This is a genomic window from Sporosarcina sp. P32b (assembly GCF_002743335.1).
Taxonomy (GTDB): domain Bacteria; phylum Bacillota; class Bacilli; order Bacillales_A; family Planococcaceae; genus Sporosarcina.
The window spans coordinates 58,810-82,378 of sequence record NZ_PDZB01000003.1 but is presented as its reverse complement, the minus strand read 5'-3'; the positions used below and the strand labels follow the sequence as shown (position 1 = coordinate 82,378).

The window sequence follows — 23,569 nt, the reverse complement described above, 5'->3', positions numbered from 1 at the left end:
ATTGATATCCTCCTGAGTTCAAAATCAGTGGGCCGGTATACGAGATACCGCCCCACGAATTTACTTTTTTTTATCGTTCATTGATTGGAACATACTTCTGCATGCCTGGTCCAACGTACTCTGCACGTGGGCGGATCAAGCGGTTGTTTTCGTATTGTTCCAGGATATGAGCAATCCATCCTGAAAAACGAGAAACAGCAAAAATAGGTGTGAAAATATCATGATCGATGTCTAATGAATGATATACCGAAGCGGAGTAGAAATCAACATTTGGAGGCAATTTCTTTTCTCCAGTGACAATTGCTTCGATTTGTTCAGACATATTGTACCACTTTTCTTCACCGCGAAGAGTAGTCAATCGCTTAGACATTTCACGTAAGTGCTTCGCACGTGGATCACCTTGACGGTATACACGGTGTCCGAAGCCCATGATTTTTTCTTTGTTAGCTAACTTTTCACGAATATATGAATCGACCTTATCTTCATCGCCGATTTCCATTAGCATATTCATAACCGCTTCGTTTGCACCGCCGTGTAATGGGCCTTTTAGAGCGCCGATTGCTGCAGTAACACCAGAATACATATCAGATAGAGTAGCTACACATACGCGTGCTGTGAACGTAGATGCGTTCAATTCATGGTCTGCATGTAGTACAAGTGCTTTGTTGAATGCTTCTTCAGCAATATCAGCAGGCTCTTCCCCAGAAAGCATGTAAAGGAAGTTTGCCGCATAGCTTAAACCTTTTTTAGGTGCTACTGGCTCTTGTCCTTTTCTGATACGTGCAAATGCAGTAACTACAGTTGCAACTTTAGCTTGAAGCTTCACTGCTTTTTTGTAGTTTTCTTCTGGTGACATATCTTCCGCTTTTTCATCGTATAATCCTAGAAGCGAGATAGCTGTACGAAGTGCCGCCATTGGATGCACTTTGTCGATTGGGTACGTTTTGAAGTGATCAAGAACCCCTTGTGGAATTTCTGCGTTATCTTCTAACTGCTGTTTCAATTCAGCTAGTTCCTTTTCGTTTGGCAAACGTTTGTGCCAAAGTAGGTAAACTACTTCTTCAAAACTAGCATTTTCTGCCAAATCATCGATGCCGTATCCTACATATGTAAGAGTGTCATCGATAATGGAACTGATTTGAGTTTGTGCTGCCACGATACCTTCCAAACCTTTTGTTGCTGTCATGATATTCGCTCCTTCTTCCCAGTTTGGTCATCTCCCTGAAGCGGAGTGCAGAACGATGACCACCTGCTAATTATATTTTTATCTAAAACGCTTACAAAGTCCATTATAAGCAACTTAAACGGTTTTGTGAATGGTTAAGATGTTTTTTATTTATTATTACTCGAAAGGAATGGACAAATCCGCATGATATCCTTTGACTCCAAGCGCTTCCAAACCTATGCCCGTCAATGGTTACCAGCTATATTAATCGTGATTTTCCTTATCGTGATCCCACCTGTAGGATTTGCGATAGTTTTCGCTTTCTTCACTGCTCCGCTCATGAATTCCTTAATTGCCCTTACAAAACTGCCGGCTTTTTTAGCTGCTTTACTCATAATGGGGGTGCTTACTTCTTTAGTATACACCTTCCTATTCCTATCAATCAATGGATTGATTTCTGTCATTTGGACAATGGAAGATCAATTAGGTGTAATTATCGAAATGATGGATAGTAAAGGCTGGAATTTACACGCGGCCGCAGAACAATTTATTCAAGTCAGTCATGAAGCGATGGAAGGGATTATTAGTTTACTACAAAAAACGTTCCAGCAGATCTTTAGTACATTTTTATTTATTATCGCGTATTTCTTCGCTTTACGTGAAAGTGCTACCAATCGCTTTTGGTTTTTAGTATACTTCCCTAAAAACTTCAGACAGGTAGCACGCAGGATTTTTGATAGGTCAAGCCATTTGATGGGACATTTCTTTTCTGTTCAGATTCGACTATTTTTCATGACGTTTATTCTAATGGCAGCCGGTTTTTGGTTGCTTGATTTCGAGTCTTTCTTAACTAAAGCGTTTTTAATTTCATTAGTCGATAGTATTCCGTTCCTTGGCATCGGTCTGGTGTTTTTACCGATGATTGCCTTTTCCTTCTATATTGATGACATGCAATCGGCAATCGGCTTATTAGTTTTGTACATCATTTTACTAGTGTGCAGGCAGATGATTGAATCCATTCTGTGGGCACATGCGTTTAAATTACGTACCGTACATTCCTTTGTTATTACCGCTTGCGCTGTCTATTTATTCGGTTTGTATGGCATTATGTTTTTACCATTCTTCCTATTTATCGCGTTGAAAGTCAAAGAAAATCCTACATTTACATAACTCGGATTTGACCATTACGGATTTTATTGTAAATCCACTTGACGATAAATGGGTACAATAGTTTACGCGGACCGCTGAACAATAATAATAATCCTACTATGTCAGTGATAAAACCAGGCATGAGTAATAATAAACCACCTAGTAAAATACAGACGCTATCCACTAATGCTTTACCAGGAGTTTCTTTATTGGCCATACGGTACTGTAAATCACGCCATGCACGAAGTCCTTGTTTCTTCGCAAGATAAGCGCCACCAATTCCTGTTGCGATAATAATCAAAATTGTAGGCATGATACCGAGTGTTTTACCTGAAACCATTAATACAGCCAGTTCCGCAGTCGGTACAATAATAAATAATGCTGCTAACCACTTCATATAGTAACCTCCAAAAAAGACCGCTATCTCTTAATGAGAAGCGGTCTGTATGTTTTTACAATACTTTTGCGTGACCGTTGTAGATTACGCCACTCGCTGCGTCCATTGTAATGTCACTGCCATTTTTAATAACAGATGTAATATTTTCAGCACCGACGATCACAGGTATACCAAGGCTCAAACCAACCACTGCTGCGTGACTAGTCAGTCCGCCTGTTTCAGTAATGATCCCTGCACATCGCTCAAGCGCTGCAAACATATCACGGTCTGTAGAATGCGTAACCATGATGTCGCCTTCTTTAATTTGTGTCAATGCTTCTTGTGAATTCTTGATGATTTTCGCTTTACCAAAGGCAATGTTTTTGCCGATGCCTTGTCCACGACCGATTAAATCACCGATTACATGTAATTTCATCAAGTTCGTTGTACCTGCTTTACCAACCGGTACACCCGCCGTAATGATGACTACATCACCGTGCGTTACGTATTGATGCTTGACACTTTCTTCGACGGATTCTTGAAGAATTCCATCGATGTCGAGTGCTTTCTTCCCAACAATCGGATACACTCCCCAAACAAGTGTCAGCTTGTTAGAAATTACTTCAGAACGAGTAACCGCAATAATTGGAACACCTGGACGGTATTTCGCGATCATCGTAGCAGTTTGACCACTTTCAGTTGGGGCTAAAATCGCCTTGACGTTCAAGTTTAGGGCTGTATAAGCAGCTGCTTGTCCAATTGCCTCAGTCAGATTCCCTTCTTTTTCTCTCGTTCTTGTGGAAACGACAGAATGGAAGTCCATGGATTCTTCAGTAGATAAAGCAATTTTACACATCACCTTTACAGATTCAACCGGATACATTCCTGCAGCCGTTTCACCTGAAAGCATGACAGCATCTGAACCGTCCAAAATCGCGTTGGCTACATCACTTGCCTCTGCACGTGTAGGGCGTGGATTTCTTTGCATAGAATCCAACATTTGAGTTGCTGTGATAACCGGCTTACCGTATTGGTTACATTTACGAATCATCGTTTTTTGTACCAAAGGCACTTCTTCAGCTGGGATTTCTACTCCTAAATCTCCACGAGCAACCATCAGACCGTCAGATAATTGAAGGATTTCATCTAGATTGTCGACACCTTCTTGATTTTCAATCTTCGGCACGATATGGATATGTCCACCATCATTATTTTCAAGTAGTTCACGGATTTGAATGACGTCAGATGCACGACGTACAAATGAAGCCGCGATAAAATCAACGCCTTGTTCAATACCAAACAAAATATCTTCTTTGTCTTTATCCGTAATTCCTGGTAATTGAACAGAAACATTTGGAACGTTGACACCTTTGTTATCTTTTAAAGGACCTGCGTTGATCACTTTTGTGTGGATCAACCCTTTATCCGTATCTTTACCTGTTACTTCAAGTTCGATTAATCCGTCATCTAAAAGGACAAATGAACCACGGTCAACATCATGAATTAACTTTTCGTAGGTAACAGAAAAAGTTTCAGCAGTACCAAGCACTTCTTGCATTGCGATATCAACTGCTTGTCCTCGTACCAATTCGATTTGGCCGTCTTTCATTTTGTGCGTCCGAATTTCAGGACCTTTTGTGTCGAGTAGAATGCCTACCACTTTTTCTTTTTCAGCTGCCGCTTTGCGGATTCTTTCAATACGTACTTTATGTTCTTCTTGAGTACCATGGGAGAAGTTTAGACGTGCTACGTTCATCCCTGCATCAATCAGCTCAAGTAGTCCTTCATATGATTCACTTGCCGGGCCGATTGTACACACAATTTTTGTCTTTCTCACTACTTATCGCTCCTCTGCGTCATGTCGACTCTGACTAATTAGATAGATAATGTTTCTGCCAAATCTAATAATGACAAGTCCAACTGTTCTCGTTTTATAAAGACTTCTTCTAAATTATAGTCTACCACTTTATGATTTCTCATACCAACAGCAGAACTTTTCTTTCCAGACAATAATGTTTCAACAGCTCTTGCCCCGTATTGACTGGCAATTACCCGGTCACGTGCAGATGGCGAGCCACCTCGCTGCATATGTCCTAAAATGGACACACGGGTTTCGACACCCGCTTCTTCCTTCAAAATAGCTGCTAGTTGTGTAGCAGACATCATCCCTTCAGCGAGTACGATAATACTATGTTTTTTACCACGACTCGTACTGCTCTTGAGGCGATCTACAATAGAGTTGACGTCAAACGGCTTCTCGGGCAGTATAATTGATTCCGCACCGCCACCAAGACCCGCCCACAACGCTAAATCACCCGCGTCACGCCCCATTACTTCAATAATAAATGAGCGCTCATGTGATGTCGCAGTATCCCGGATTTTATCGATGACTTCGACTACTGTATTCAATGCCGTATCAAAGCCGATCGTAAATTCCGTTCCGGTAATATCGTTATCAATTGTAGCAGGTACACAAGCACAAGGAACACCCAATTTAACTAACTCATTCGCTCCCTTGAATGACCCATCTCCACCAATAACAACTAACCCTTCAATAGCATGAAGTTTGATTTGCTCCATCGCTTTGGCACGACCTTCTTCCGTCATGAACTCCGGACATCTTGCAGATCGCAATATTGTTCCCCCACGCTGAATGATATCTCCAACAGAACCAAGTTGAAATTGCTCGATTCTTCCATCAATCAATCCTTGATAGCCATTAAACACACCCGAAACTTCTACCCCTTCAAAAAGGGCTTTCCTGACTACGGAACGAATGGCCGCATTCATTCCTGGCGCGTCGCCACCGCTTGTTAAGACCGCAATTTTTTTCATGTCGATCCCATCCTTTAATCATGACTTGTATGTACGAGCAAAAGACGCGGTTGCCCGCATCTTTTATTCCGAAAAGACGCCAATATTCCGGAATTTAGTATATCGATTATCAATCAATTCATCTGATGTCAATTTGCATAACGTTTGCAATGAACTACGTAGTGTAGAACGAATCTCTAGCGACTGTTTGTTTGCATCGCGATGTGCTCCGCCAAGTACTTCCGGAATGATTTCATCAATAATATTCATTTCTTTCAAATCGGGTGCAGTGATCTTCATCGCTTCCGCCGCCTGTTTAGCAAGTGATGGATCCTTCCACAAAATAGACGCTGCTCCTTCAGGAGAAATTACTGAGTACGTGGAGTTTTCGAGCATATGGATATGGTTGGCTACACCTAGAGCCAATGCACCTCCACTACCTCCCTCTCCTATGACGATGGAGATTACAGGCACTTTCAAACCAGCCATTTCAACTAAATTACGAGCAATTGCCTCACTCTGGCCACGTTCCTCTGCTGCTTTACCAGGATACGCGCCTTTAGTATCAATGAAACAAATAATAGGACGATTGAATTTTTCTGCTTGCTTCATGAGGCGAAGCGCTTTGCGGTATCCTTCAGGATGCGGCATACCAAAGTTTCTTTTGACATTTTCTTTGGTGTCTTTTCCGCGCTGATGTCCTATGATTGTAATAGGTGTTTCTTCAAATGAAGCGATTCCGCCGATGATGGCTTCATCGTCTCCGAAGTTGCGATCTCCATGAAATTCGATAAAATCTTCGAACAACCGATTAATATAATCCATTGTCGTCGGTCGTTCAGGATGTCGTGCAACTTGTACACGATCCCAAGGCTCCATACTTTCATAGATATCCGTCTCCAACTTAGCTAGACGATTTTTCAAATTGACGATTTCAGATGAAAGATCTACATCATTGACTGCCGTATACTCTTCTAGTTCATTAATTTTTTCACGTAGTTTGACGATTGGTTCTTCAAATGCAAGTGTTTTACTCATACAAGTACGGCCCCCTTTTGCGCGTGAAGCTTCAAGATTTTACTCATCACTTCTGGCATTTCATTGCGATGGACGACCGCGTCTAATTGACCGTGATTCAATAAAAACTCTGCTGTTTGGAAATCTTCAGGCAGTTTTTCACGTACGGTTTGTTCAATTACACGACGTCCCGCAAACCCAATCAAAGCTTTTGGTTCCGCTAGGTTAATATCACCAACGGAGGCAAAGCTCGCCGATACGCCACCTGTGGTTGGGTAGGTCATGATGGAAATATACAATAAGCCTTTGTTAGCATGTCTTTCAAGAGCTACACTCACTTTAGCCATTTGCATTAGACTGATGACGCCTTCTTGCATACGGGCACCACCACTTGCTGAAAAGATCATCATAGGTATACCTAATTCAGTAGCTTTTTCTACAGCTCTCGTAATCTTTTCGCCAACAACCGAACCCATAGAGCCCATACGGAAATGTGCATCCATGACCGCAACAGCGACTTGTGAACCTTGAATCTTTCCGACACCCGTCAGAACCGCTTCATTCAAACCTGTCGCTTTGGCATCCGCTTCTACTTTTTCTGTATACGAAGGGAAATCAAGTGGATTCTCTGTTTTCAAATGATCATCCATTGATTCAAAACTATTGTCGTCAAATAAATGATCAATTCGTTCTTGAGCCGTCATTTTATAATGATGTTGGCAAGATGGACAAACTTTATCATTCTTCAACAAGTCCTTCGTCAAAATTACGTGCTTACACTCCGGACATTTCGTCATAATTCCTTCTGGCACGTCTGCTTTACTCTTGGCAGAAGGCATTGTATGTTGGTCAACTTTTGGTTTCTTTTTAAATAATTCTTTAATACTCATTCCATTTCCCTTCTTTCTCCCTCAACTTGATTCATCCATTTTTCATAACAAATTAAGGCTTTTTCCGTATTACCTGCCATCATTTCATCCAGCAGTTCATGCACTATAGCTATTTCTTCAACAGCCTCAATGGCTACATCAAAAGAAACGCCGCTATATTGTTTCAATAAAAACCAAATTTTCAAGGACAGTCGATTTTCAGTAGCGACAATGGTTTCGCGCACCATATCTTCACGCAAAAACACTGACTCTCCATCTATCAACTTACTTTGCATACCAACCCAAACGGGAAGCATGCGGAATTCTTCATTTTCAGTGATCGTTGTGATTGCTGCTCGCTCATGGATCATCCTGGTTTCAACTACATCTTGGATGGACCGTGCTTGCTGCATAATAAACGTCGAGAGAACTTCTACTAACTGATGTTTTTTGAAATCGGATAGGAATGTTCCTTCGCCTCGCCTCGTCTCAATGAGACCTAGCAATTCCATACTTCGTAACGCCTCGCGTACCGCTGTTCTACTTACTTGCAGCTTTTCTGCCAGGTGACGTTCAGATGGTAACCTATCGCCATATTCGATTTTTTGTTCGCTAATCAGTGATTGTAGTTCTCCGATAATATCCAAAAAACGCTTGGATGATGATTGTGAATTTTGCATGAGGAGAACTCCTTTTTCATACCTTCAGCAGAGTGGTCTGACCACCCTGCATACAAGCATACAAAAAAGTCAGCACTACGTAAAGCAATATCGTAAAATTACAAGTGTTTTTATTTCGTCATTTTTCTCACTGACTGAACGCTCGCTTGCCGAAAAGTCGAAGCATGGTCCATCGTGACGCAGATTGCGTCATGACGGACCATGGAGGACTGTACTAGTATTTTCTTAATCATTTTTCATTCTCCTGAGAAACTAAGCGGCAATAACTGTTCTACTATGAGTTGAACGGATTGATTTCGGAAATCAATGCTTCCTGAAATTTGAACAAATGCTTCCTCTTTTAATTGGACGCTAATCTGTGCATATTGTTTCGGAAATACGGTACAGGAAATTTCTTCAGTCTCATCCTGTAACGTAAGAAACGCCATAGCCTCACCTTTTTTAGTACGAATTCGTCTGATTGACAAAATAATCCCCATACAGTCCACTTTGGTACCTTGACGCAAAGAAAATAGAGACGCAATGGCTGGTATTTGACTGGATGCATTCCGCTTCAATTGTTCTACAGGATGCTCAGACAAATAAAATCCTAATGTATCATGTTCAAAACCAAGCATAGTCATTTGATCCATTGTGCCACCCGGTGTATATTTCGGTTGCGAATTAAATTGAAACTGATCGCTTAATGCATCATCCCCTATGAAGAGCGCATGGGATTGAGCGGCATCTATGGAAGCAAGGAGCACTGAACGCCTTTCATTAAAATCGTCAAGCGCACCTGCTTTAATTAACGGGATGATCGCTTTCTCTGTAAAATGATCCGCTCCTAGTGAGAGGGCCATGTCAAACATAGAAGACCAACTCCCCTTTTCACGGGCAGTAGCCAATTGCTGGTAGAAGGCGAAATTGACACCTTTTATAGCACCTAAACCCAGACGAATCGCATGTCCTTCCACTGTATGTGAATAGCGGCTTTTCGTGACAGATGGGGGTAGTATTGGAATACCTTTTGCTTTCATTTCACGGATCACTTCCATCATCTTATCTTTACTTCCTGTTAAAGAAGATAAAAACGCGGCGTAAAAATATGTCGGTTCATTGGCTTTAAAAAATGCCAAGCGATACGAAATCAGTGAATACGCCACAGCATGGCTTTTTGGAAATCCGTAATCTGCGAATTTAACGATCAAGTTATAGACGTTGTTTGCCTTCACTTGATCAAATCCTTTTTTACGTGCTCCGGCAATAAAGTGCTGTCTTTCTTCCTCTAGCACTTGCTGATTCTTCTTACTAATGGCTCGTCTCAGAAGATCGGCTTCCGCCATAGTGAAGCCCGCAATATTCACCGCGATTTTCATAATCTGTTCTTGATAGATAATGATGCCGTACGTTTCAGCTAGAATAGGTTCGAGCTCCGGAATGTCATAAACAGTCGGCTCTTGTCCATTTTTCCGACGGCTATACAGCGGAATAAACTCCATAGGGCCTGGACGATACAACGCATTGACTGAGTAAATATCTTTAAAGTTATCTGGCTGTATCGTTCGTAGGGCGCGACGCATGCCTGGTGATTCGAACTGGAAAATTCCTGTTGTATCTCCTGCTTTAAATAGTTTGTAGGTTGCTTGGTCAGTGAGTGGGATCTGTTCGAAGTCAATAACCTGTTTTTTATTGTATTGAATCATGGCACGAATTCTATCGAGTAATGTTAAGTTTCGCAATCCAAGGAAGTCCATCTTCAATAAACCGACTTCTTCTACATCTTTCATCGCCCACTGCGTTAGGAAGACTTCATCCGATCCAATTTGCAATGGGACATAATGAACAAGCGGTTTCGCGGCAAGTACAACACCCGCAGCATGCGTGGATGCATTTCTCGGTAAGTCTTCTAAACGTTCAGCAGCTTGTTGCCACATCTCTCTTCGCGGCTCTACTTGAATCCAGTCACGTAATTTCTTGGACTGCTTGATGGTTTCCTTAAATGACTGTCCACTATTCAATTCATTGGACATGAATCGAACTTCTTCAGGTGTGAAATCCAACACTCTGGCCACATTTCGAGCAACGGCTTTCGTTGAAAGTGTACCGAATGTGATGATCTGTGCGACATATTGTTTACCGTATGTATCTGCCACATAATTTACCACTTCTGTTCTGCGATGGTCGGCAAAATCGATATCGATATCGGGCATCGTCACTCGCTCCGGATTCAAGAAGCGTTCAAATAATAAGCCGTATTTAATGGGATCTACTTCTGTGATACCCAGTGCAAACGCGACTAAAGAGCCTGCTGAAGACCCTCGTCCCGGACCAACTAGGATTCCCTCTGTTTTCGCATAACGCACATAGTCTTCCACTATTAAGAAGTAATCTGTAAAGCCCATCTGTTCTATAATCGATAATTCATAGCGCAGCCGTTCTTCGTATTCTGGAGATAACGTCTGAAAGCGTTGTTGCAATCCTGTCTGGCAATTTTCTTCCAGCAAATCAATAGGTACTTTGCCATCTACTACAGGAAACTTCGGAAGTAAAAAATCTTCTTTCTGGATAGCTACGTCACAGGAATTCAAAATGTTTTCCGTTGTTTGTAACCATTCTGGATAATCCGTGAACCAATCCGAAAGTTCTTGTTGTTCAGGCAAATACGCTTGTCGATAACGATTGGGTGGCTTTTTTGAATCATTCAATTTATAGCCTTTACGAATAGCTGTTGCGACTTCATACGCTTGAAAGTCTTCTTTGTAGAGAAAGCGTGTTTCCTGACAAGCCGCTATGGACAATTGACTTTCTTTACTCAATTGAATGATTGCCTCTTCGTCGGTGTGTGCCCCTCCACCCGGCCGGCTAATCCCGATAAATGTAGAAGAGCTAGAAACTTTCTCCATCAGCAACTGTAATACATGGAGGTTACGCGCGTTCGCCCATGAAGAATCCGTCATCGCACATATGATGATGCACCCTTCTCTATAGGCTTGAAGCCAGTTAAGCGGTAAGTTTTCTTCTTCACGTGTCGAAATGGCGCTGCTCATTTTCATTAGATTGGAAAAACCTATTTCATCTTGTGCATATATATATAAAAGCACTTCATGATCTTCGATTTCTAACATAACGGACAAACCAATTACCGGTCGGATACCGTATTTCACTAACATTTTACTAAATGATCGAACACCATATAATTTACTGTTGACGATCGCAGCAGAAGAAGCCCCTCTTTTTTGCAAAAGAGGAGCCAGTTCATCTAACTTTACAATTCCACGCAATAAGTCTGCGCCCGTTACGATTTGCGGATACATCAGGTTCATTTCAATCCCTCAGCTCTGCTTAATAGTTTCTGCAAAGTTCTTGCAGTTTGACGATAATTTCATCTACTTCTGTCCATGAGTATGCGGAAGCGCCTGAGGCTAATGGATGACCGCCACCATTATGCTGCATCGCTAACGTATTGATGACTGGACCTTTCGAACGTAGGCGGACACGGATTTGATTTTTCTCTTCAATAAAGATAATCCATGCACAAATTCCTTTCACATCTCCAAGTGACCCTACTAGTTGAGACGTCTCAGACACTGTGACATCGAACTGTTCCAAAATGTCTTGAGTTAATTTAATATACGCCGCACCATTTTCATCAATCGTAAAGTTTTGGTAGATATATCCTTGCAAATGCAAGATTTTACGATCCATCTCATACATTCCCGCGAATAATTTCGTGCGATCAAAAGGTTGCTTGATCAATGAGCTGGCAACTTCAAATGTTTTTTCCGTTGTGCTCGGGAACATAAAGCGGCCTGTATCTCCCACAATTCCTGCGAATAAAAAACGTGCCGCTTCCGGAGACATTTCCCAACCGTATGACGCTTGACCTTCTTCATACAGTGTATAGATCATTTCTGAACAAGAACTTGCATCTGTATTCACCCATCGCTCATCGCCATATGGATCTTCGTTCGGGTGATGATCGATTTTCAATAAAAATGAACCTTTGTTGTAAAATGATCCGTCAATGCGATCCGTGTTCGCTGTATCGGTGACGATGACGAGAGCTCCTTCGTAATCAGCTTCAGTCACTGTATTTGGTTCCCCTAAATAGCCTAATAATTCATCATGTGTTCCTGCTGCAAGTACTTGTTTTTGGGGATAGTTCTTTTCAATAAGTGCTTTCAACCCCATTTGTGATCCATATGCATCTGGATCCGGTCGGACGTGACGATGGATGATGATTTTTTCGTATTTTTCAATTGTGTCAATGATTTGTCGTTTCATGTATATTCCCCCAGGTTCCTGTACAAGTATTCGCATTTCCCAGTAAAAGCCGCTACAATATATAATGAACCTCTACTGTTAGGTAGTAGGTTATTTTGTATGTATTGGAGGCTTTTTTGATGGAAATGGTTAATTTTATTTTTGTATTTGGTATCGTCGCTTCAGGCGTATTCTATTTTGTTTTCAAAACACGACAATTCCGCACAAGCCATATGTTTCCCATCCGTAAAAAGATGTATGCAAGTTTGGCCGGCACAGCACTTGGTGCCCTATTGATCTTCTTCGGAATTAATCAATTGCTCATATTTGATGGCGTACTAACCTATATCGTGTCAGCTATATTCATTTTATTCGGTGGATATGTGGCCATATTTAACTTTAATGCTCAGAAACATTATAAGCAGTTTGTAGCTGAAGAACGTGAACTAAACAAAGCTGATGTCAATTGACGTCAGCTTTTTTATTTCTCAAAAAGCTGGAAAGTTCCCATAGCTTTCGCTACAATTCCGTCGTTTGACGTTAATTCGATTTCCAGTTTGATGAATCGGCGACTCAAGTGAATAATTTTTGGCTCCACTGTTACCGTTGCGCCAAGTTGCACTTGTTTGATGAAATAGATTGTCACATTCTCAGGCACACTTTCGCCGCGTTTTTGAAGCTTAATCGTACGACTGCCTGCTTCCGTCAGAATCGTCAACATCGCTCCGTAAGACAATGAACCAAATTGATTGGTCATCTGCGGCACCACAGCGAACTCGATTTTTTCAGGTGAATTCGCAATGGCTTTCATTTGGTTTTTGACAATGTCGTCAATGGTTTCCCCTTGTTGCGGTTGACGTTGCGTCATTTGCAATGCTTTTAGGACATCCTGACGACTGATGATCCCTTCGAGGACTCCAGCATCATTAACGACAGGCATTAAATCAATACCTTCCCAAATCATACTGTGTCCTGCTGATGCCACACTCATTTTTCCGTTTACAGTGATTGGCCCTGGCGTCATAACTTTCCCAATAGTTTCTACATCGGGGTTGCTCACAACATCGCGGGACGTAATAATCCCTACTAATGTGCCATCAGATTTTACTACAGGGTAGGCTGAGTGCGATGTTTGATGATTGACTTCGTAAAATTGGTCGACTGAATCCTCAGGAGATAATGTCACTGTACTGGCCAGTGGCGTTAAAATATCCTCAACAAGCAAAATTTCTTTTTCAATCAACTGATCATAAATCGCTCGGTTTAGCATAGTCGCTACTGTGAAAGTATCGTAACTTGTTGAAATCACAGGCAAATTCATTTCATCTGCTAGCTGCTTCACTTCATCTGTCGCATCGAAGCCACCCGTAACAAGTACAGCTGCCCCCGCTTTAATCGCAATTTCATGCGCTTTCAAACGATTTCCTACAATCAATAAACTGCCTGCATCGATATAGCGGATCATATCTTCAAGTTGCATGGCTCCCACTACAAATTTCGTTAATGTTTTATGTAATCCATCCCGTCCACCCAGCACGACGCCATCTACAATGTTGATGACTTCCGCGAATGTTAAGCGTTCAATATTTTCTTTTTTCTTTTTCTCAATTCGGATTGTACCTACACGTTCAATAGTATTCACCAGTTTTTGATTTTCCGCTTCTTTTATCGCTCGGTAAGCGGTTCCATCACTGACTTCCAATACTTTCGCAACTTGGCGGACGGAGATCTTTTCTCCCACGGCCAAGCTTTCGATATAACGCAAAATCTGCTCGTGTTTAGTTGACATGATTTCACCTTTTTCTTCGACCTAGTTTAAGGTTTCGGCTTTTTGATAATCATACCATAAAACCATAAAAAAAACGGTCTAAGACACGAACAATGCGCCTTAGACCGTAATTTTTCATTTCACATTTTACAGTTCGATTGATTCCCCTGGTTCCATTATTCTCACTTCATAATTCGTTACGAGTGACTTGAAGTCTTCAGGATCCACTTCGATTGGTGGGAAAGTATTGAAATGAACCGGAACAGTTAGCTTCGGTTTCAGCAACTCGACTGCTTTTGCGGCATCTTTAGGACCCATCGTGAAATTATCACCAATCGGTAAGAACGCCACATCAATTCCATCTTCCCCATACAGCTTCATATCACTAAACAGCGAAGTATCCCCTGCATGATAGATTACTTTATCTTCTATCGTCAATAGTAACCCCGCTGGCATACCTGTATATATAATCTCATTATCTTCCGTTGTATAGGAAGAACTATGGAATGCCTGTGTATATTTCACGGTACCAAAATCAAACTCTTTTGCTCCACCAATGTTCATTCCATGCGTGTTCAATCCTTGGAATCCAAGGTATACGGCTAATTCATTCGGTGCTACGACTAGTATGTCTTCCCTTTTAGCAATATCCATCGTATCGCCTACATGGTCATTATGTCCGTGCGTTAGTAAAATCACGTCCGGTTTTTCCTCTTCCGCGTGTAGATCTGTTAATTTATTGCCTGTAATGAAAGGATCGATTAATATCGTCTTTCCTTTTGTCTCAATTTTTACGATCGAATGACCATGGTATGAGATTTTCACAACGATCACACTCCTCTTTTTAATTACCTACTCTCTCTATACCTTCTGCAAAACAGCTTAAAACCCTCTTATTTGTTATACTAACCAAAACGGAGGAGGAAATAATTTGACGAACATTCAAAAAGTACAAGATTTCTTAGAGAAACATAATATTGATGCCGCACTCATAACGAATCCAGATAATATATTTTATCTGACTGATTTCCGAAGCGATCCCCACGAGCGGTTACTAGCTGTAGTTGTTTTCAAAGAAGCGGACCCATTTATTATTTGTCCAGCTATGGAAGTGGCCGATGTAAAAGCAATTGGTTGGCAGTATGATGCTATCGGCTATAAGGATACAGATAATGCGTTCAAATTTTTAGATGAAGCCATAACGGAACGGATTTCTACATGTTCATTGCTCGCAATTGAAAAAGAACATCTAACTGTTGATCGATTCGAAATACTGCAAGAGCGTTTCCCTGCCCTACAATTCGCAAAGCTGGATGATATACTGGCAAATAATCGTCTAATCAAAAATGATGTGGAACTTCAGCATTTACGTAAAGCAGCTGAATTGGCAGATTATGCAATTGAAGTAGGTTGCAATGAAATCGCAGAAGGAAAAACCGAACTAGAAATAGTTCAAGCTGTAGAACAGGCTGTGAAACAAAAAGGTGCAGAGAAGATGTCATTCGATACCATTATCGTTTCCGGTACAAAAACCGCTTCACCTCATGGTATTCCAGGAGATAAGAGAATTGAAAAAGGGGATTTCATCTTATTTGATCTAGGTGTTGTGTATAAAGGTTACTGCTCTGACATCACGCGTACGATTGCCTTTGGCGAGCCTACAGAAGAAAAGCGTAAAATTTATGAGACGGTCAAGAAAGCACAACAAGCAGCTATTGATGTAGTACGTCCTGGCACATTAGCTCGGGAAGTTGATCATGCGGCACGGTCCATCATTGAAGAAGCAGGATACGGAAAATTGTTCCCGCACCGTATTGGACACGGTCTTGGTATTTCTGTTCATGAGTTCCCTTCTTTAACAGGCACGAATGATATGCCACTTCAAGAAGGTATGGTCTTCACCATTGAGCCAGGTATATATGATCCAGCAATCACGGGTGTGCGGATTGAGGATGATCTGTATGTAACCAAAGATGGTGTCGAAGTGTTAACGAAGTTCCCTAAAGAATTGAAGATTATCGCAGAATAAGCAAGATGAAGAGAAAAAAACTGAAGACAAACTCCAATGCAGGGGTTTGTCTTCAGTCCTAGACCGCTACTTTATGTAGTGGTCTTTTTTAGTTTAGATTGTTTCTAGTGCTTCTTCAATGTTTACGTGATCCAGCTCTTGCGCTTCTGCTACTGCTTTGTATGTTATTTTTCCAGCTAGTGTGTTAATTCCTTTACGTAGTGCTTCGTTGTCTGTACATGCCTTTTTGACGCCTTTGTTAGCGATTTGAAGAGCATAAGGGATCGTCACGTTTGTCAGTGCCATGGTAGATGTTTGTGGAACTGCACCTGGCATGTTCGCTACTGCGTAGTGAATAACACCGTGTTTCGTATACGTTGGGTCGTCGTGTGTTGTAACGCGGTCCGATGTCTCGAAAATCCCACCTTGATCAATCGCAATATCAATGACTACAGAGCCAGGGCCCATGGATTTCACCATTTCTTCTGTTACGAGAGTTGGCGCTTTTGCACCTGGAATCAGAACACAACCGATTACCAAATCTGCATCTTTTACTGCTTTAGCGATGTTAAACGGATTGGATACTAATGTTTGAATATGCTCTCCGAAAATCTCATCAAGCTGACGTACACGCTCAACCGATAGATCCAAGATCGTTACGTGTGCACCGATTCCGATTGCCACACGTGCAGCATTTGTACCAGCTTGTCCACCACCAATGATGGTGATTTTCCCACGTGATACACCCGGTACTCCAGCAAGCAAAATCCCTTTGCCGCCTTTCGTTTTTTCCAAGTACTGTGCGCCGATTTGCGTTGCCATACGGCCCGCTACTTCACTCATTGGTGCTAGTAGAGGTAAGCCACCGCCAGGAAGTTGAACTGTTTCATAAGCAATTGCTGTTACTTTTTTATTAAGCAATTCTTGTGTTAACTTTAACTCTGGTGCTAAATGAAGATACGCAAATAGAATTAATCCTTCACGGAAATACTGATATTCTGACTCTGCAGGTTCTTTAACTTTCAGTACCATATCCGCTTCCCATACTTCAGCGGCAGAATCTACGATTGTCGCGCCTGCTTCTTGATACTCTTCATCCTGGAAACTCGAACCGATTCCAGCACCTTTTTCAATTAATACTTCATGACCAGCGTTTAGTAGAGTTAGTACACTTGAAGGGGCTATTGCCACTCGGTTCTCATTATTTTTAATCTCTTTTGGAACACCAATACGCATGCAAAATCCTCCTAGAATTGTAATTTCTTTTCATTCATTTTTCATTATCTCATTGTCGATTCATGACTATTTAATCTTATCAGAAAATAGCTAGATTTACCTCTTTTTTTCAACGTTATTCCATACAAACTTCATTTTCTAAATTTTGATAAAACATTTCGACAAAAAAAGAAGGACTATCATAAAACTACGTAGAATAAGAATAGTGTAGAAAGAATTTAATTTTAAGGATGGAGTGGTAATTATGGCACTTACTTACAAAGACATCATCGTAGCCGTGGATGGTTCAGATGAGGCGAAATGGGCTTTCAAGAAAGCGATCGCCATTGCAGATCGTAACGACGCAACTCTTCACTTGATCAATATTATTGATACACGTTCTTACGCAGCAGTTGAAGCGTATGATCGTTCAATCGCTGAGCGTGCGCAGAAATACGCTGAAGAGTTGTTAACCGATTATCGTAATGAAGCTGTCGCAGCGGGCGTTGCAAATGTGGAGATCCACGTAGAATACGGTTCTCCTAAGACGTTGATCCCACGCGATATCGCTAAGAAACTTAATGCAGATTTAATTATCTGTGGTGCTACAGGTCTAAACCGTGTAGAACGTTTCTTAATCGGAAGTGTTTCCGAGAATATCGTGCGTTCTGCGAAATGTGATGTACTAGTTGTACGTACACCGGAACATCTACAAGGCTAATGAGTAACTACAGACTGTCCAAGGAGTCGTTCATTCGATTTCTTGTGGCAGTCTTTTTTATTCTTGCCTATCAAGAGTTGGCGGTAGACGCCGTTGTTCAACGTTTCAAGTAATGCTTTTACGATTTCTTAAAAAATCCCGACTGTCAGAATTCTGACGGTCGGGATTTTGTGTGATTTATTTAACTGCTACTTTCTCTGCTTCTACTGGTACTGGAATTTCCGCGATGCGCACAGTGTCGCGCGCTAGCATGATTTCTTCGTTTGTTGGGATGATCAGTACTTTGACTGGTGAATGCGGGAAGCTGATATATGCTTCTTCACCGCGGATGTTGTTAAGGCTTGGGTCAAAGTAGACACCCATGAATTCCAATCCGTTCATTACTTTTTCACGAACGATTGCACTATTCTCGCCAATCCCTGCTGTGAAGATGATTGCATCCACTCCACCCATTCCAGCTGCGTATTGACCGATGTGTTGGTGGATACGATCTGTGAAGACGTCCAGAGCCAATTGCGCACGGTGGTTGCCTTGTTCTGCAGCTTCCGTAATATCGCGCAAGTCACTTGAAAATCCACTGATTCCAAGTAGTCCTGATTTTTTATTTAACGTGTTGACGACTTCTTCAGCTGATTCATTCGTACGCTCCATCATATACGGAATAAGAGCCGGATCAATATTACCTGACCGCGTGCCCATAATTACTCCTGCTAACGGAGTGAAGCCCATAGACGTGTCTACTGACTTACCACCTTTAACTGCTGCGATACTCGCGCCGTTACCTAAGTGACAAGAGATTAGACGTGTATCTTCAAGTGGTCTATTCAAAATCTTTGCAGCACGCTCCGTTACGTATTTATGGCTCGTCCCGTGGAAACCGTATTTACGAATCCCGTATTTTTCATAGTATTCATATGGTAACGCATACAAAAATGCTTTTTCAGGCATCGTCTGGTGAAATGCTGTATCAAAGATTGCAACTGAAGGTGTGTTTGGCAGCGCTTTCTCAAAAGCTTTAATTCCTACAATGTTTGCTGGATTATGCAAAGGTGCGAAGCTTGAAATTTCTTCAAGTCTCTCGACCACTTCATCTGTAATTAATACTGAGTCACTATAAAGTTCTCCCCCATGAACAACACGGTGACCGATTCCGTCAATCTCATCATAGGATGAAACGACTCCCTCACTGAGTAAGTGCTCCAAAAGCATCTCAACTGCCATCGAGTGATCTGTAACATCTACTACTTTTTCGATTTTCTTTTCGGCAGTTGCCATTGTGAAAACCGATTTTTCTAAACCAATTCGCTCGAATAACCCCTTAGTAATTTCTTCTTCGTTCGTCATTTCAATCAATTGAAACTTCAAAGAAGAACTGCCTGCATTTATCGACAAAATCTTCGGCATAAATACCCACCCCTTAAAATAATTACGTCGTAGAACGTTTGAATTTATTATAGTATCTAACAATTTTAAAAGCAATGGAATTCATGGATCTGTACTATCTTTCCGCTAATATATGCACGAATTAAAAAAGAAGAGAAGTGACTTTTCGTCACTCCTCCTCTTCTTCATCCATCCATGCACTAAGTTTATCGAAGAACTTTTGCATAGCGGTTGTATTGCCAAGCTCAGGTATTTTCGCTAACAATACGTCCGGCAAGACAAAGTTTTCATTTGGCGGTTGTTGTAATAATAAAATACTTTTCGCGAAACGCTGATCCGCAAATAATGAAGAAGGCAATTCAAGCAAGCCTCTCAATAATTTATGTTCTTTGACAAAATTCAAAATGGGTTCTGCCCCTTCAGCAGTCAACAACTTCGAAGGAACGATGAATAATCCATAACCACCCGGCTTCACGTAGCGCATAGATTGCTCAATATATAAATAATGAGAGAATGCATGGCCTTCAGGTGCCATTAGTTCATAATCCAAAGCGACTTCATCGTCAGGATAATAGCCTACAGGTAAGTCACTCACTACCGCATCGACTACATCAATAGGTAACGGACGAAGCGCGTCTTGTAAATAAAATGATACCGGCAACTCCAATAAATTGGCTGTCGCCACAGCAATTTGGATCAACACATCATCGATTTCAACTGCACTGGCAGAAGCGGAACCTTTGTATTGATTCAATACTGTAAACAACAAGTTCCCTGTTCCTGCTGCGGGATCCAATAACGTGACGGGCTGAGTTGAGTCTAGTAATTTATTGACTAGATAGCCCATCAAAAAGCCAATTGTATCAGGAGTCATTTGGTGATGAGCTTGTGTGGACTGCTTCAATCCTTTTAATAAGGCTAGTTGAATGCCTTTACGAATTTCCTCTTTATCTGGATCTTGTAAGTCTACCGCTGACGGTTGATCGAGCCACTTTTCACTAGCTTCCAACACCGCATCCAAATACAATCCTTCAGTAGCCGCCGCATGATTGTCGTAATACGTAAAAACTTTTTCCATGTTGTTCATTTGAAATTCCTCCAAGAAGAAACCCACCTCTTGTTCAGGTGGGTTTTTTAATTAATTCAATTCTTTTACTGCTTTGATTGCTGCATCATAATCTGGGTGGTCTGTCGCTTCACTCACATATTCAACATATGTGACTTTGTCATCACGATCGACAACGAAGATAGAACGAGTCAATAATCGTAATTCCTCAATCGCCGTACCAAACGCTTTACCGAATGAAAGATCACGATGATCGGAATATAAGTGTAAATTCTCTACGTTCTCATTTTCTTTCCAACGCCCTTGTGCAAACGGAAGATCGCAAGAAATCGTCATGACTTCCACATCCTCACCGAGTGAAGTTGCTTCGTCGTTGAAACGCTTAGTCTGGATGGAACATACACCTGTATCAACAGAAGGCACAACACTGATCAAACGTACTTTACCTTTTGAATCGTCAAGTGTAACAGGATTCAAATCATTCGCAAGCACTGTGAAGCTTGGTGCCTGATCTCCTACTTTCACCTCTGAACCTAATAGATGAATCGGATTATCTTTGAATGTAACTTGTACCATAACTAACCACTCCTTTTAAGCTAGTGTACTAAACTGTAGGGTCATCATGCAACTGATGGTGTTCAGGGTGAATGATTTTCTGTACTTCTTTTCTCTCAAATGTTCGTTCATGAACCACAACCGTGTCAGCGAAAACATCATGAAGTGCTTTCTTTTGTGGTAAGAACAACACTAGCAAATACGGAATCCATAGCATTTGTGAAATGAAACGGCCGAAACCTTCTCTAAAGATAACGGAACTAAAGCTTAACTTCTCGCCGTTTGTTTTCATCACTCGAATGCCCATAATCATTTTCCCTATAGTTTGCCCCGCTATTTTCGTCATCAAGATAAAATACAACAATAACAAGACAAGTGCTGTCACTTTATACGGGCTGAATAAAAAGGCAGAGGGCTTGGTGATCGCAATATCGAGCACGCGGAACACCGGCTTGACAAAGATGCCGCTAACAGCCGAAAGAATCAGCATGTCGATTAAAAATGCCCACAGTCTGATCCAGAAGCCTGCATACTTTGGCACGAGCGTCTGTTCAAGTCGCACGGTTGGTTGCGTATCTAGCAGTTCATTCGTCATTATCGTTTCCCTCCTTGTTATTCACCGTATAAATACATCATGCGTGGTGCTGTATTTTCAGTCAGTAATTTTTTCATAATTTGTGATTCGACATCTCCATTGAATACATCATGCGCTTTCATGGACAGAATCGCTTTCAAATTAGTAGGCATTCCATATTCGAATACTTCTGCTTTTTCTAAGTGATAATCTTCTTTCATTGCAGAAATAACACTTGGTAGCTTACCATAATCATCCGCAAGTCCCGCTTCAATCGCTTGACGACCATTCATGACACGTCCATCCGCTACTTTACGGACAGCTGCTTCAGACATACCGCGTCCCTCTACAATAATATCAACGAAGCGTTTATACGAATCATCAATCATTTCCTGTAGCATTGCACGTTCTTCAGGTTTCATGTCACGTGTCGGGCTCATCATGTCTTTATATGGTCCAGACTTGATCGTCGGGAATTCCACACCGTATTTCTCAGCCAATTTTCCGTAGTTAATCGATTGCATAATGACACCAATCGAACCAGTCAATGTTTCAGGATGAACATAAATTTTATCGGCAGGAGCTGAAATATAATAGCCTCCTGAAGCCGCCATACCGCCCATCGCCACGTAGACTGGAATTTCTTTCGATTCCTGAATTTCTGTAATCGCATCATAAATATCAGATGACTCCAATACACCGCCACCTGGTGAGTTGACAGAAAGGACAATTCCTTTCACCGTGTCGTCATTCGATAATTCATTCAACTGTGTCAAGAACTGCTTGTGGTTGTACTCTGCTCCACTGAAAATTGTAGCTTCCCCAACATCTTGAATGACGCCATCTACTGTCAATACCGCAATTCGCTCATTGACACTTCCTTCTTCTACTACTGTTTCTTGCACTTGCGTCTCCATTAAATTGATTTCATTGACGAAACTGTTCCAATCTCTCGTGAAAACCCATGACATCGCGTTAATACCTACCGACACAATAATCAATGTGGCAGTTACCGCTACGGCAATCCATCTTTTTGCATTCATAATTAAAGTTCCTCCTTTGTCCACATCTACCTATACGTTCCTCATCGTCCAAATGTTTCATTCATGCTACACTTATTCTATTAACTGAATAAGGAGATGATTCAAATGAATTCCCTACATACTATCTTTCTCTTCAGCCGTTTGGATGAAGACACCGTACATAAAAAACATTTCATTGCCCAACGCCTTAAAAACGAAGGCTTCAAATTAACTGAAGACCATACCGAAGCGACCGTAGTCATTAGTATCGGCAGTGACGGCACATTCCTTCAAGCGGTTCGTAAAACGGATTTCCGTCAGGATGTTCTATATCTCGGAACATCTGTAAAAGGAGCACACGGTGTATATTGTGATTTCAAATACGATGATATCAGTCGCCTAACAGAAACTTTACAGCAATCCACAATTGAAGAACGTCATTATCCACTTCTCGAAGTAACGATCAATCAGCAGAACCCGTTCTTCTGCCTGAATGAATTCAGCATACGTTCCACAATCATCCGTACATTTGTCATGGATATTTACATCGATGATTTATTGTTCGAAACGTTTCTTGGCGACGGCATGATCATCTCTACGCCAACTGGCAGTACGGCGTATAATAAATCCGTTAAGGGCGCCGTAATTGATCCGCGACTTCCTTCTTTCCAAGTGACAGAACTCGCATCAGTTAATAATAATCGCTACCGCACACTCGGCACGTCGTTCATCCTAAGCAATGAACGAACGTTGACGCTCAATATCCAACAAGAAGGCAATGAATTCCCTTCCATTGCAGCAGATAACGAAGCACTCGGTATTAAACAAGTAGAAAAAGTAGAAGCGCGACTCAGCAATAAAGTCATTCGCACCGCTAAACTTCTAGATAACTCATTCTTCGAGAAAGTCCAACGTACGTTCTTTTAAAATAAAATGAAAAGG

General features: G+C 41.5%; 23 protein-coding genes. 5 read left to right on the top strand and 18 right to left on the bottom strand.

Features of this window, described 5'->3' with window-relative positions; genetic code table 11:
* Positions 1-70: 70 nt before the first annotated feature.
* The gene (gene citZ / locus CSV64_RS03515) at positions 71-1,186 is read right to left on the bottom strand and encodes a citrate synthase (protein WP_085426545.1); all 1,116 of its coding nucleotides are present in this window, start codon (positions 1,184-1,186) and stop codon (positions 71-73) included.
* Between the two features lie 183 nt (positions 1,187-1,369).
* Between citZ and CSV64_RS03510 the strand changes: the two genes are divergently transcribed.
* The gene (locus CSV64_RS03510; RefSeq protein WP_099632819.1) at positions 1,370-2,335 is read left to right on the top strand and encodes an AI-2E family transporter; all 966 of its coding nucleotides are present in this window, start codon (positions 1,370-1,372) and stop codon (positions 2,333-2,335) included.
* On the opposite strand, the gene CSV64_RS03505 is transcribed toward CSV64_RS03510, so the two are convergent.
* The 9 genes from CSV64_RS03505 to CSV64_RS03470 all read right to left on the bottom strand — a co-directional run bounded on the left by CSV64_RS03505 (position 2,328) and on the right by CSV64_RS03470 (position 12,336).
* Entirely contained in the window at positions 2,328-2,711 is a 384-nt protein-coding gene (locus CSV64_RS03505; RefSeq protein WP_099632818.1) for an FxsA family protein, read from the bottom strand. The two genes, CSV64_RS03510 and CSV64_RS03505, sit on opposite strands and share 8 nt — an antisense overlap.
* Before the next feature lie 55 nt (positions 2,712-2,766).
* Positions 2,767-4,527, bottom strand: a complete 1,761-nt coding sequence (pyk, locus tag CSV64_RS03500; RefSeq protein WP_099632817.1) for a pyruvate kinase — start codon at positions 4,525-4,527, stop codon at positions 2,767-2,769.
* Between the two features lie 38 nt (positions 4,528-4,565).
* Positions 4,566-5,525: a 6-phosphofructokinase gene (gene pfkA, locus CSV64_RS03495; protein ID WP_099632816.1), complete on the bottom strand. Its 960-nt coding sequence runs from the start codon at positions 5,523-5,525 to the stop codon at positions 4,566-4,568.
* Positions 5,526-5,588: 63 nt separating this feature from the next.
* Positions 5,589-6,542, bottom strand: coding sequence for an acetyl-CoA carboxylase carboxyl transferase subunit alpha (accA, locus tag CSV64_RS03490; RefSeq protein WP_099632815.1), 954 nt, complete (start codon positions 6,540-6,542; stop codon positions 5,589-5,591).
* Positions 6,539-7,411 (bottom strand): acetyl-CoA carboxylase, carboxyltransferase subunit beta, encoded by an 873-nt coding sequence (gene accD / locus CSV64_RS03485; RefSeq protein WP_099632814.1) that lies wholly within the window; start codon positions 7,409-7,411, stop codon positions 6,539-6,541. The genes accA and accD overlap by 4 nt, the downstream gene beginning before the upstream one ends.
* Complete coding sequence (locus CSV64_RS03480; RefSeq protein ID WP_099632813.1) at positions 7,408-8,070, bottom strand: FadR/GntR family transcriptional regulator; 663 nt, start codon at positions 8,068-8,070, stop codon at positions 7,408-7,410. Before CSV64_RS03480 ends, accD begins: the two co-directional genes overlap by 4 nt.
* Positions 8,071-8,180: 110 nt before the next feature.
* Positions 8,181-8,303: a hypothetical protein gene (locus CSV64_RS16950; RefSeq protein WP_255397609.1), complete on the bottom strand. Its 123-nt coding sequence runs from the start codon at positions 8,301-8,303 to the stop codon at positions 8,181-8,183.
* Between the two features lie 3 nt (positions 8,304-8,306).
* Complete coding sequence (locus CSV64_RS03475; RefSeq protein WP_099632812.1) at positions 8,307-11,375, bottom strand: DNA polymerase III subunit alpha; 3,069 nt, start codon at positions 11,373-11,375, stop codon at positions 8,307-8,309.
* 19 nt (positions 11,376-11,394) lie between these two features.
* A complete protein-coding gene (locus tag CSV64_RS03470; protein ID WP_099632811.1) occupies positions 11,395-12,336 on the bottom strand; it encodes a DHH family phosphoesterase in 942 nt (313 codons plus the stop codon).
* A gap of 119 nt (positions 12,337-12,455) precedes the next feature.
* Between CSV64_RS03470 and CSV64_RS03465 the strand changes: the two genes are divergently transcribed.
* The gene (locus tag CSV64_RS03465; protein ID WP_099632810.1) at positions 12,456-12,785 is read left to right on the top strand and encodes a YtpI family protein; all 330 of its coding nucleotides are present in this window, start codon (positions 12,456-12,458) and stop codon (positions 12,783-12,785) included.
* A gap of 11 nt (positions 12,786-12,796) precedes the next feature.
* Here CSV64_RS03465 and CSV64_RS03460 read toward each other — a convergent pair whose 3' ends face one another.
* Positions 12,797-14,104 carry a DRTGG domain-containing protein gene (locus CSV64_RS03460; RefSeq protein WP_099632809.1) on the bottom strand — a complete coding sequence of 436 codons (1,308 nt, stop codon included), beginning with the start codon at positions 14,102-14,104 and terminating at the stop codon, positions 12,797-12,799.
* A 126-nt stretch (positions 14,105-14,230) separates the two neighbouring features.
* Complete coding sequence (locus tag CSV64_RS03455) at positions 14,231-14,908, bottom strand: metal-dependent hydrolase (protein WP_099632808.1); 678 nt, start codon at positions 14,906-14,908, stop codon at positions 14,231-14,233.
* Between the two features lie 106 nt (positions 14,909-15,014).
* On the opposite strand from CSV64_RS03455, the gene CSV64_RS03450 reads away from it, so the two are divergent.
* Positions 15,015-16,112, top strand: a complete 1,098-nt coding sequence (locus CSV64_RS03450) for a M24 family metallopeptidase (RefSeq protein WP_099632807.1) — start codon at positions 15,015-15,017, stop codon at positions 16,110-16,112.
* A gap of 93 nt (positions 16,113-16,205) precedes the next feature.
* On the opposite strand, the gene ald is transcribed toward CSV64_RS03450, so the two are convergent.
* Positions 16,206-17,327, bottom strand: coding sequence for an alanine dehydrogenase (ald, locus tag CSV64_RS03445; RefSeq protein WP_099632806.1), 1,122 nt, complete (start codon positions 17,325-17,327; stop codon positions 16,206-16,208).
* A 244-nt stretch (positions 17,328-17,571) separates the two neighbouring features.
* Here ald and CSV64_RS03440 point away from each other — a divergent pair, with 244 nt between their 5' ends.
* Positions 17,572-18,027, top strand: coding sequence for a universal stress protein (locus tag CSV64_RS03440; RefSeq protein WP_099632805.1), 456 nt, complete (start codon positions 17,572-17,574; stop codon positions 18,025-18,027).
* Between the two features lie 177 nt (positions 18,028-18,204).
* Here CSV64_RS03440 and CSV64_RS03435 read toward each other — a convergent pair whose 3' ends face one another.
* The 5 genes from CSV64_RS03435 to sppA form a co-directional block, all read right to left on the bottom strand.
* Positions 18,205-19,431 carry an acetate kinase gene (locus CSV64_RS03435; RefSeq protein WP_099632804.1) on the bottom strand — a complete coding sequence of 409 codons (1,227 nt, stop codon included), beginning with the start codon at positions 19,429-19,431 and terminating at the stop codon, positions 18,205-18,207.
* A gap of 148 nt (positions 19,432-19,579) precedes the next feature.
* Entirely contained in the window at positions 19,580-20,497 is a 918-nt protein-coding gene (locus tag CSV64_RS03430; RefSeq protein WP_099632803.1) for a class I SAM-dependent methyltransferase, read from the bottom strand.
* A 51-nt stretch (positions 20,498-20,548) separates the two neighbouring features.
* On the bottom strand, positions 20,549-21,052 hold the full coding sequence (gene tpx / locus CSV64_RS03425) for a thiol peroxidase (RefSeq protein WP_099632802.1): 504 nt from the start codon (positions 21,050-21,052) through the stop codon (positions 20,549-20,551).
* Between the two features lie 28 nt (positions 21,053-21,080).
* Positions 21,081-21,626 carry an RDD family protein gene (locus CSV64_RS03420; RefSeq protein WP_233190364.1) on the bottom strand — a complete coding sequence of 182 codons (546 nt, stop codon included), beginning with the start codon at positions 21,624-21,626 and terminating at the stop codon, positions 21,081-21,083.
* Between the two features lie 17 nt (positions 21,627-21,643).
* Complete coding sequence (sppA, locus tag CSV64_RS03415; protein ID WP_099632800.1) at positions 21,644-22,648, bottom strand: signal peptide peptidase SppA; 1,005 nt, start codon at positions 22,646-22,648, stop codon at positions 21,644-21,646.
* 105 nt (positions 22,649-22,753) lie between these two features.
* Between sppA and CSV64_RS03410 the strand changes: the two genes are divergently transcribed.
* Positions 22,754-23,554 carry an NAD kinase gene (locus tag CSV64_RS03410; protein ID WP_099632799.1) on the top strand — a complete coding sequence of 267 codons (801 nt, stop codon included), beginning with the start codon at positions 22,754-22,756 and terminating at the stop codon, positions 23,552-23,554.
* Positions 23,555-23,569: the final 15 nt, after the last annotated feature.

What these genes read in the sequence shown, in the direction of transcription:
- accA (WP_099632815.1), bottom strand. Translation starts at nt 6,542, where the DNA reads ATGAGTAAAACACTTGCATTTGAAGAACCAATCGTCAAACTACGTGAA.
- citZ (WP_085426545.1), bottom strand. Translation starts at nt 1,186, where the DNA reads ATGACAGCAACAAAAGGTTTGGAAGGTATCGTGGCAGCACAAACTCAA.
- CSV64_RS03430 (WP_099632803.1), bottom strand. Translation starts at nt 20,497, where the DNA reads ATGAACAACATGGAAAAAGTTTTTACGTATTACGACAATCATGCGGCG.
- CSV64_RS03475 (WP_099632812.1), bottom strand. Translation starts at nt 11,375, where the DNA reads ATGAACCTGATGTATCCGCAAATCGTAACGGGCGCAGACTTATTGCGT.
- CSV64_RS03505 (WP_099632818.1), bottom strand. Translation starts at nt 2,711, where the DNA reads ATGAAGTGGTTAGCAGCATTATTTATTATTGTACCGACTGCGGAACTG.
- tpx (WP_099632802.1), bottom strand. Translation starts at nt 21,052, where the DNA reads ATGGTACAAGTTACATTCAAAGATAATCCGATTCATCTATTAGGTTCA.
- CSV64_RS03420 (WP_233190364.1), bottom strand. Translation starts at nt 21,626, where the DNA reads ATGACGAATGAACTGCTAGATACGCAACCAACCGTGCGACTTGAACAG.
- CSV64_RS03470 (WP_099632811.1), bottom strand. Translation starts at nt 12,336, where the DNA reads ATGAAACGACAAATCATTGACACAATTGAAAAATACGAAAAAATCATC.
- CSV64_RS03440 (WP_099632805.1), top strand. Translation starts at nt 17,572, where the DNA reads ATGGCACTTACTTACAAAGACATCATCGTAGCCGTGGATGGTTCAGAT.
- sppA (WP_099632800.1), bottom strand. Translation starts at nt 22,648, where the DNA reads ATGAATGCAAAAAGATGGATTGCCGTAGCGGTAACTGCCACATTGATT.
- ald (WP_099632806.1), bottom strand. Translation starts at nt 17,327, where the DNA reads ATGCGTATTGGTGTTCCAAAAGAGATTAAAAATAATGAGAACCGAGTG.
- CSV64_RS16950 (WP_255397609.1), bottom strand. Translation starts at nt 8,303, where the DNA reads ATGATTAAGAAAATACTAGTACAGTCCTCCATGGTCCGTCATGACGCA.
- CSV64_RS03465 (WP_099632810.1), top strand. Translation starts at nt 12,456, where the DNA reads ATGGAAATGGTTAATTTTATTTTTGTATTTGGTATCGTCGCTTCAGGC.
- CSV64_RS03410 (WP_099632799.1), top strand. Translation starts at nt 22,754, where the DNA reads ATGAATTCCCTACATACTATCTTTCTCTTCAGCCGTTTGGATGAAGAC.
- pfkA (WP_099632816.1), bottom strand. Translation starts at nt 5,525, where the DNA reads ATGAAAAAAATTGCGGTCTTAACAAGCGGTGGCGACGCGCCAGGAATG.
- CSV64_RS03510 (WP_099632819.1), top strand. Translation starts at nt 1,370, where the DNA reads ATGATATCCTTTGACTCCAAGCGCTTCCAAACCTATGCCCGTCAATGG.
- accD (WP_099632814.1), bottom strand. Translation starts at nt 7,411, where the DNA reads ATGAGTATTAAAGAATTATTTAAAAAGAAACCAAAAGTTGACCAACAT.
- CSV64_RS03460 (WP_099632809.1), bottom strand. Translation starts at nt 14,104, where the DNA reads ATGTCAACTAAACACGAGCAGATTTTGCGTTATATCGAAAGCTTGGCC.
- CSV64_RS03480 (WP_099632813.1), bottom strand. Translation starts at nt 8,070, where the DNA reads ATGCAAAATTCACAATCATCATCCAAGCGTTTTTTGGATATTATCGGA.
- CSV64_RS03435 (WP_099632804.1), bottom strand. Translation starts at nt 19,431, where the DNA reads ATGCCGAAGATTTTGTCGATAAATGCAGGCAGTTCTTCTTTGAAGTTT.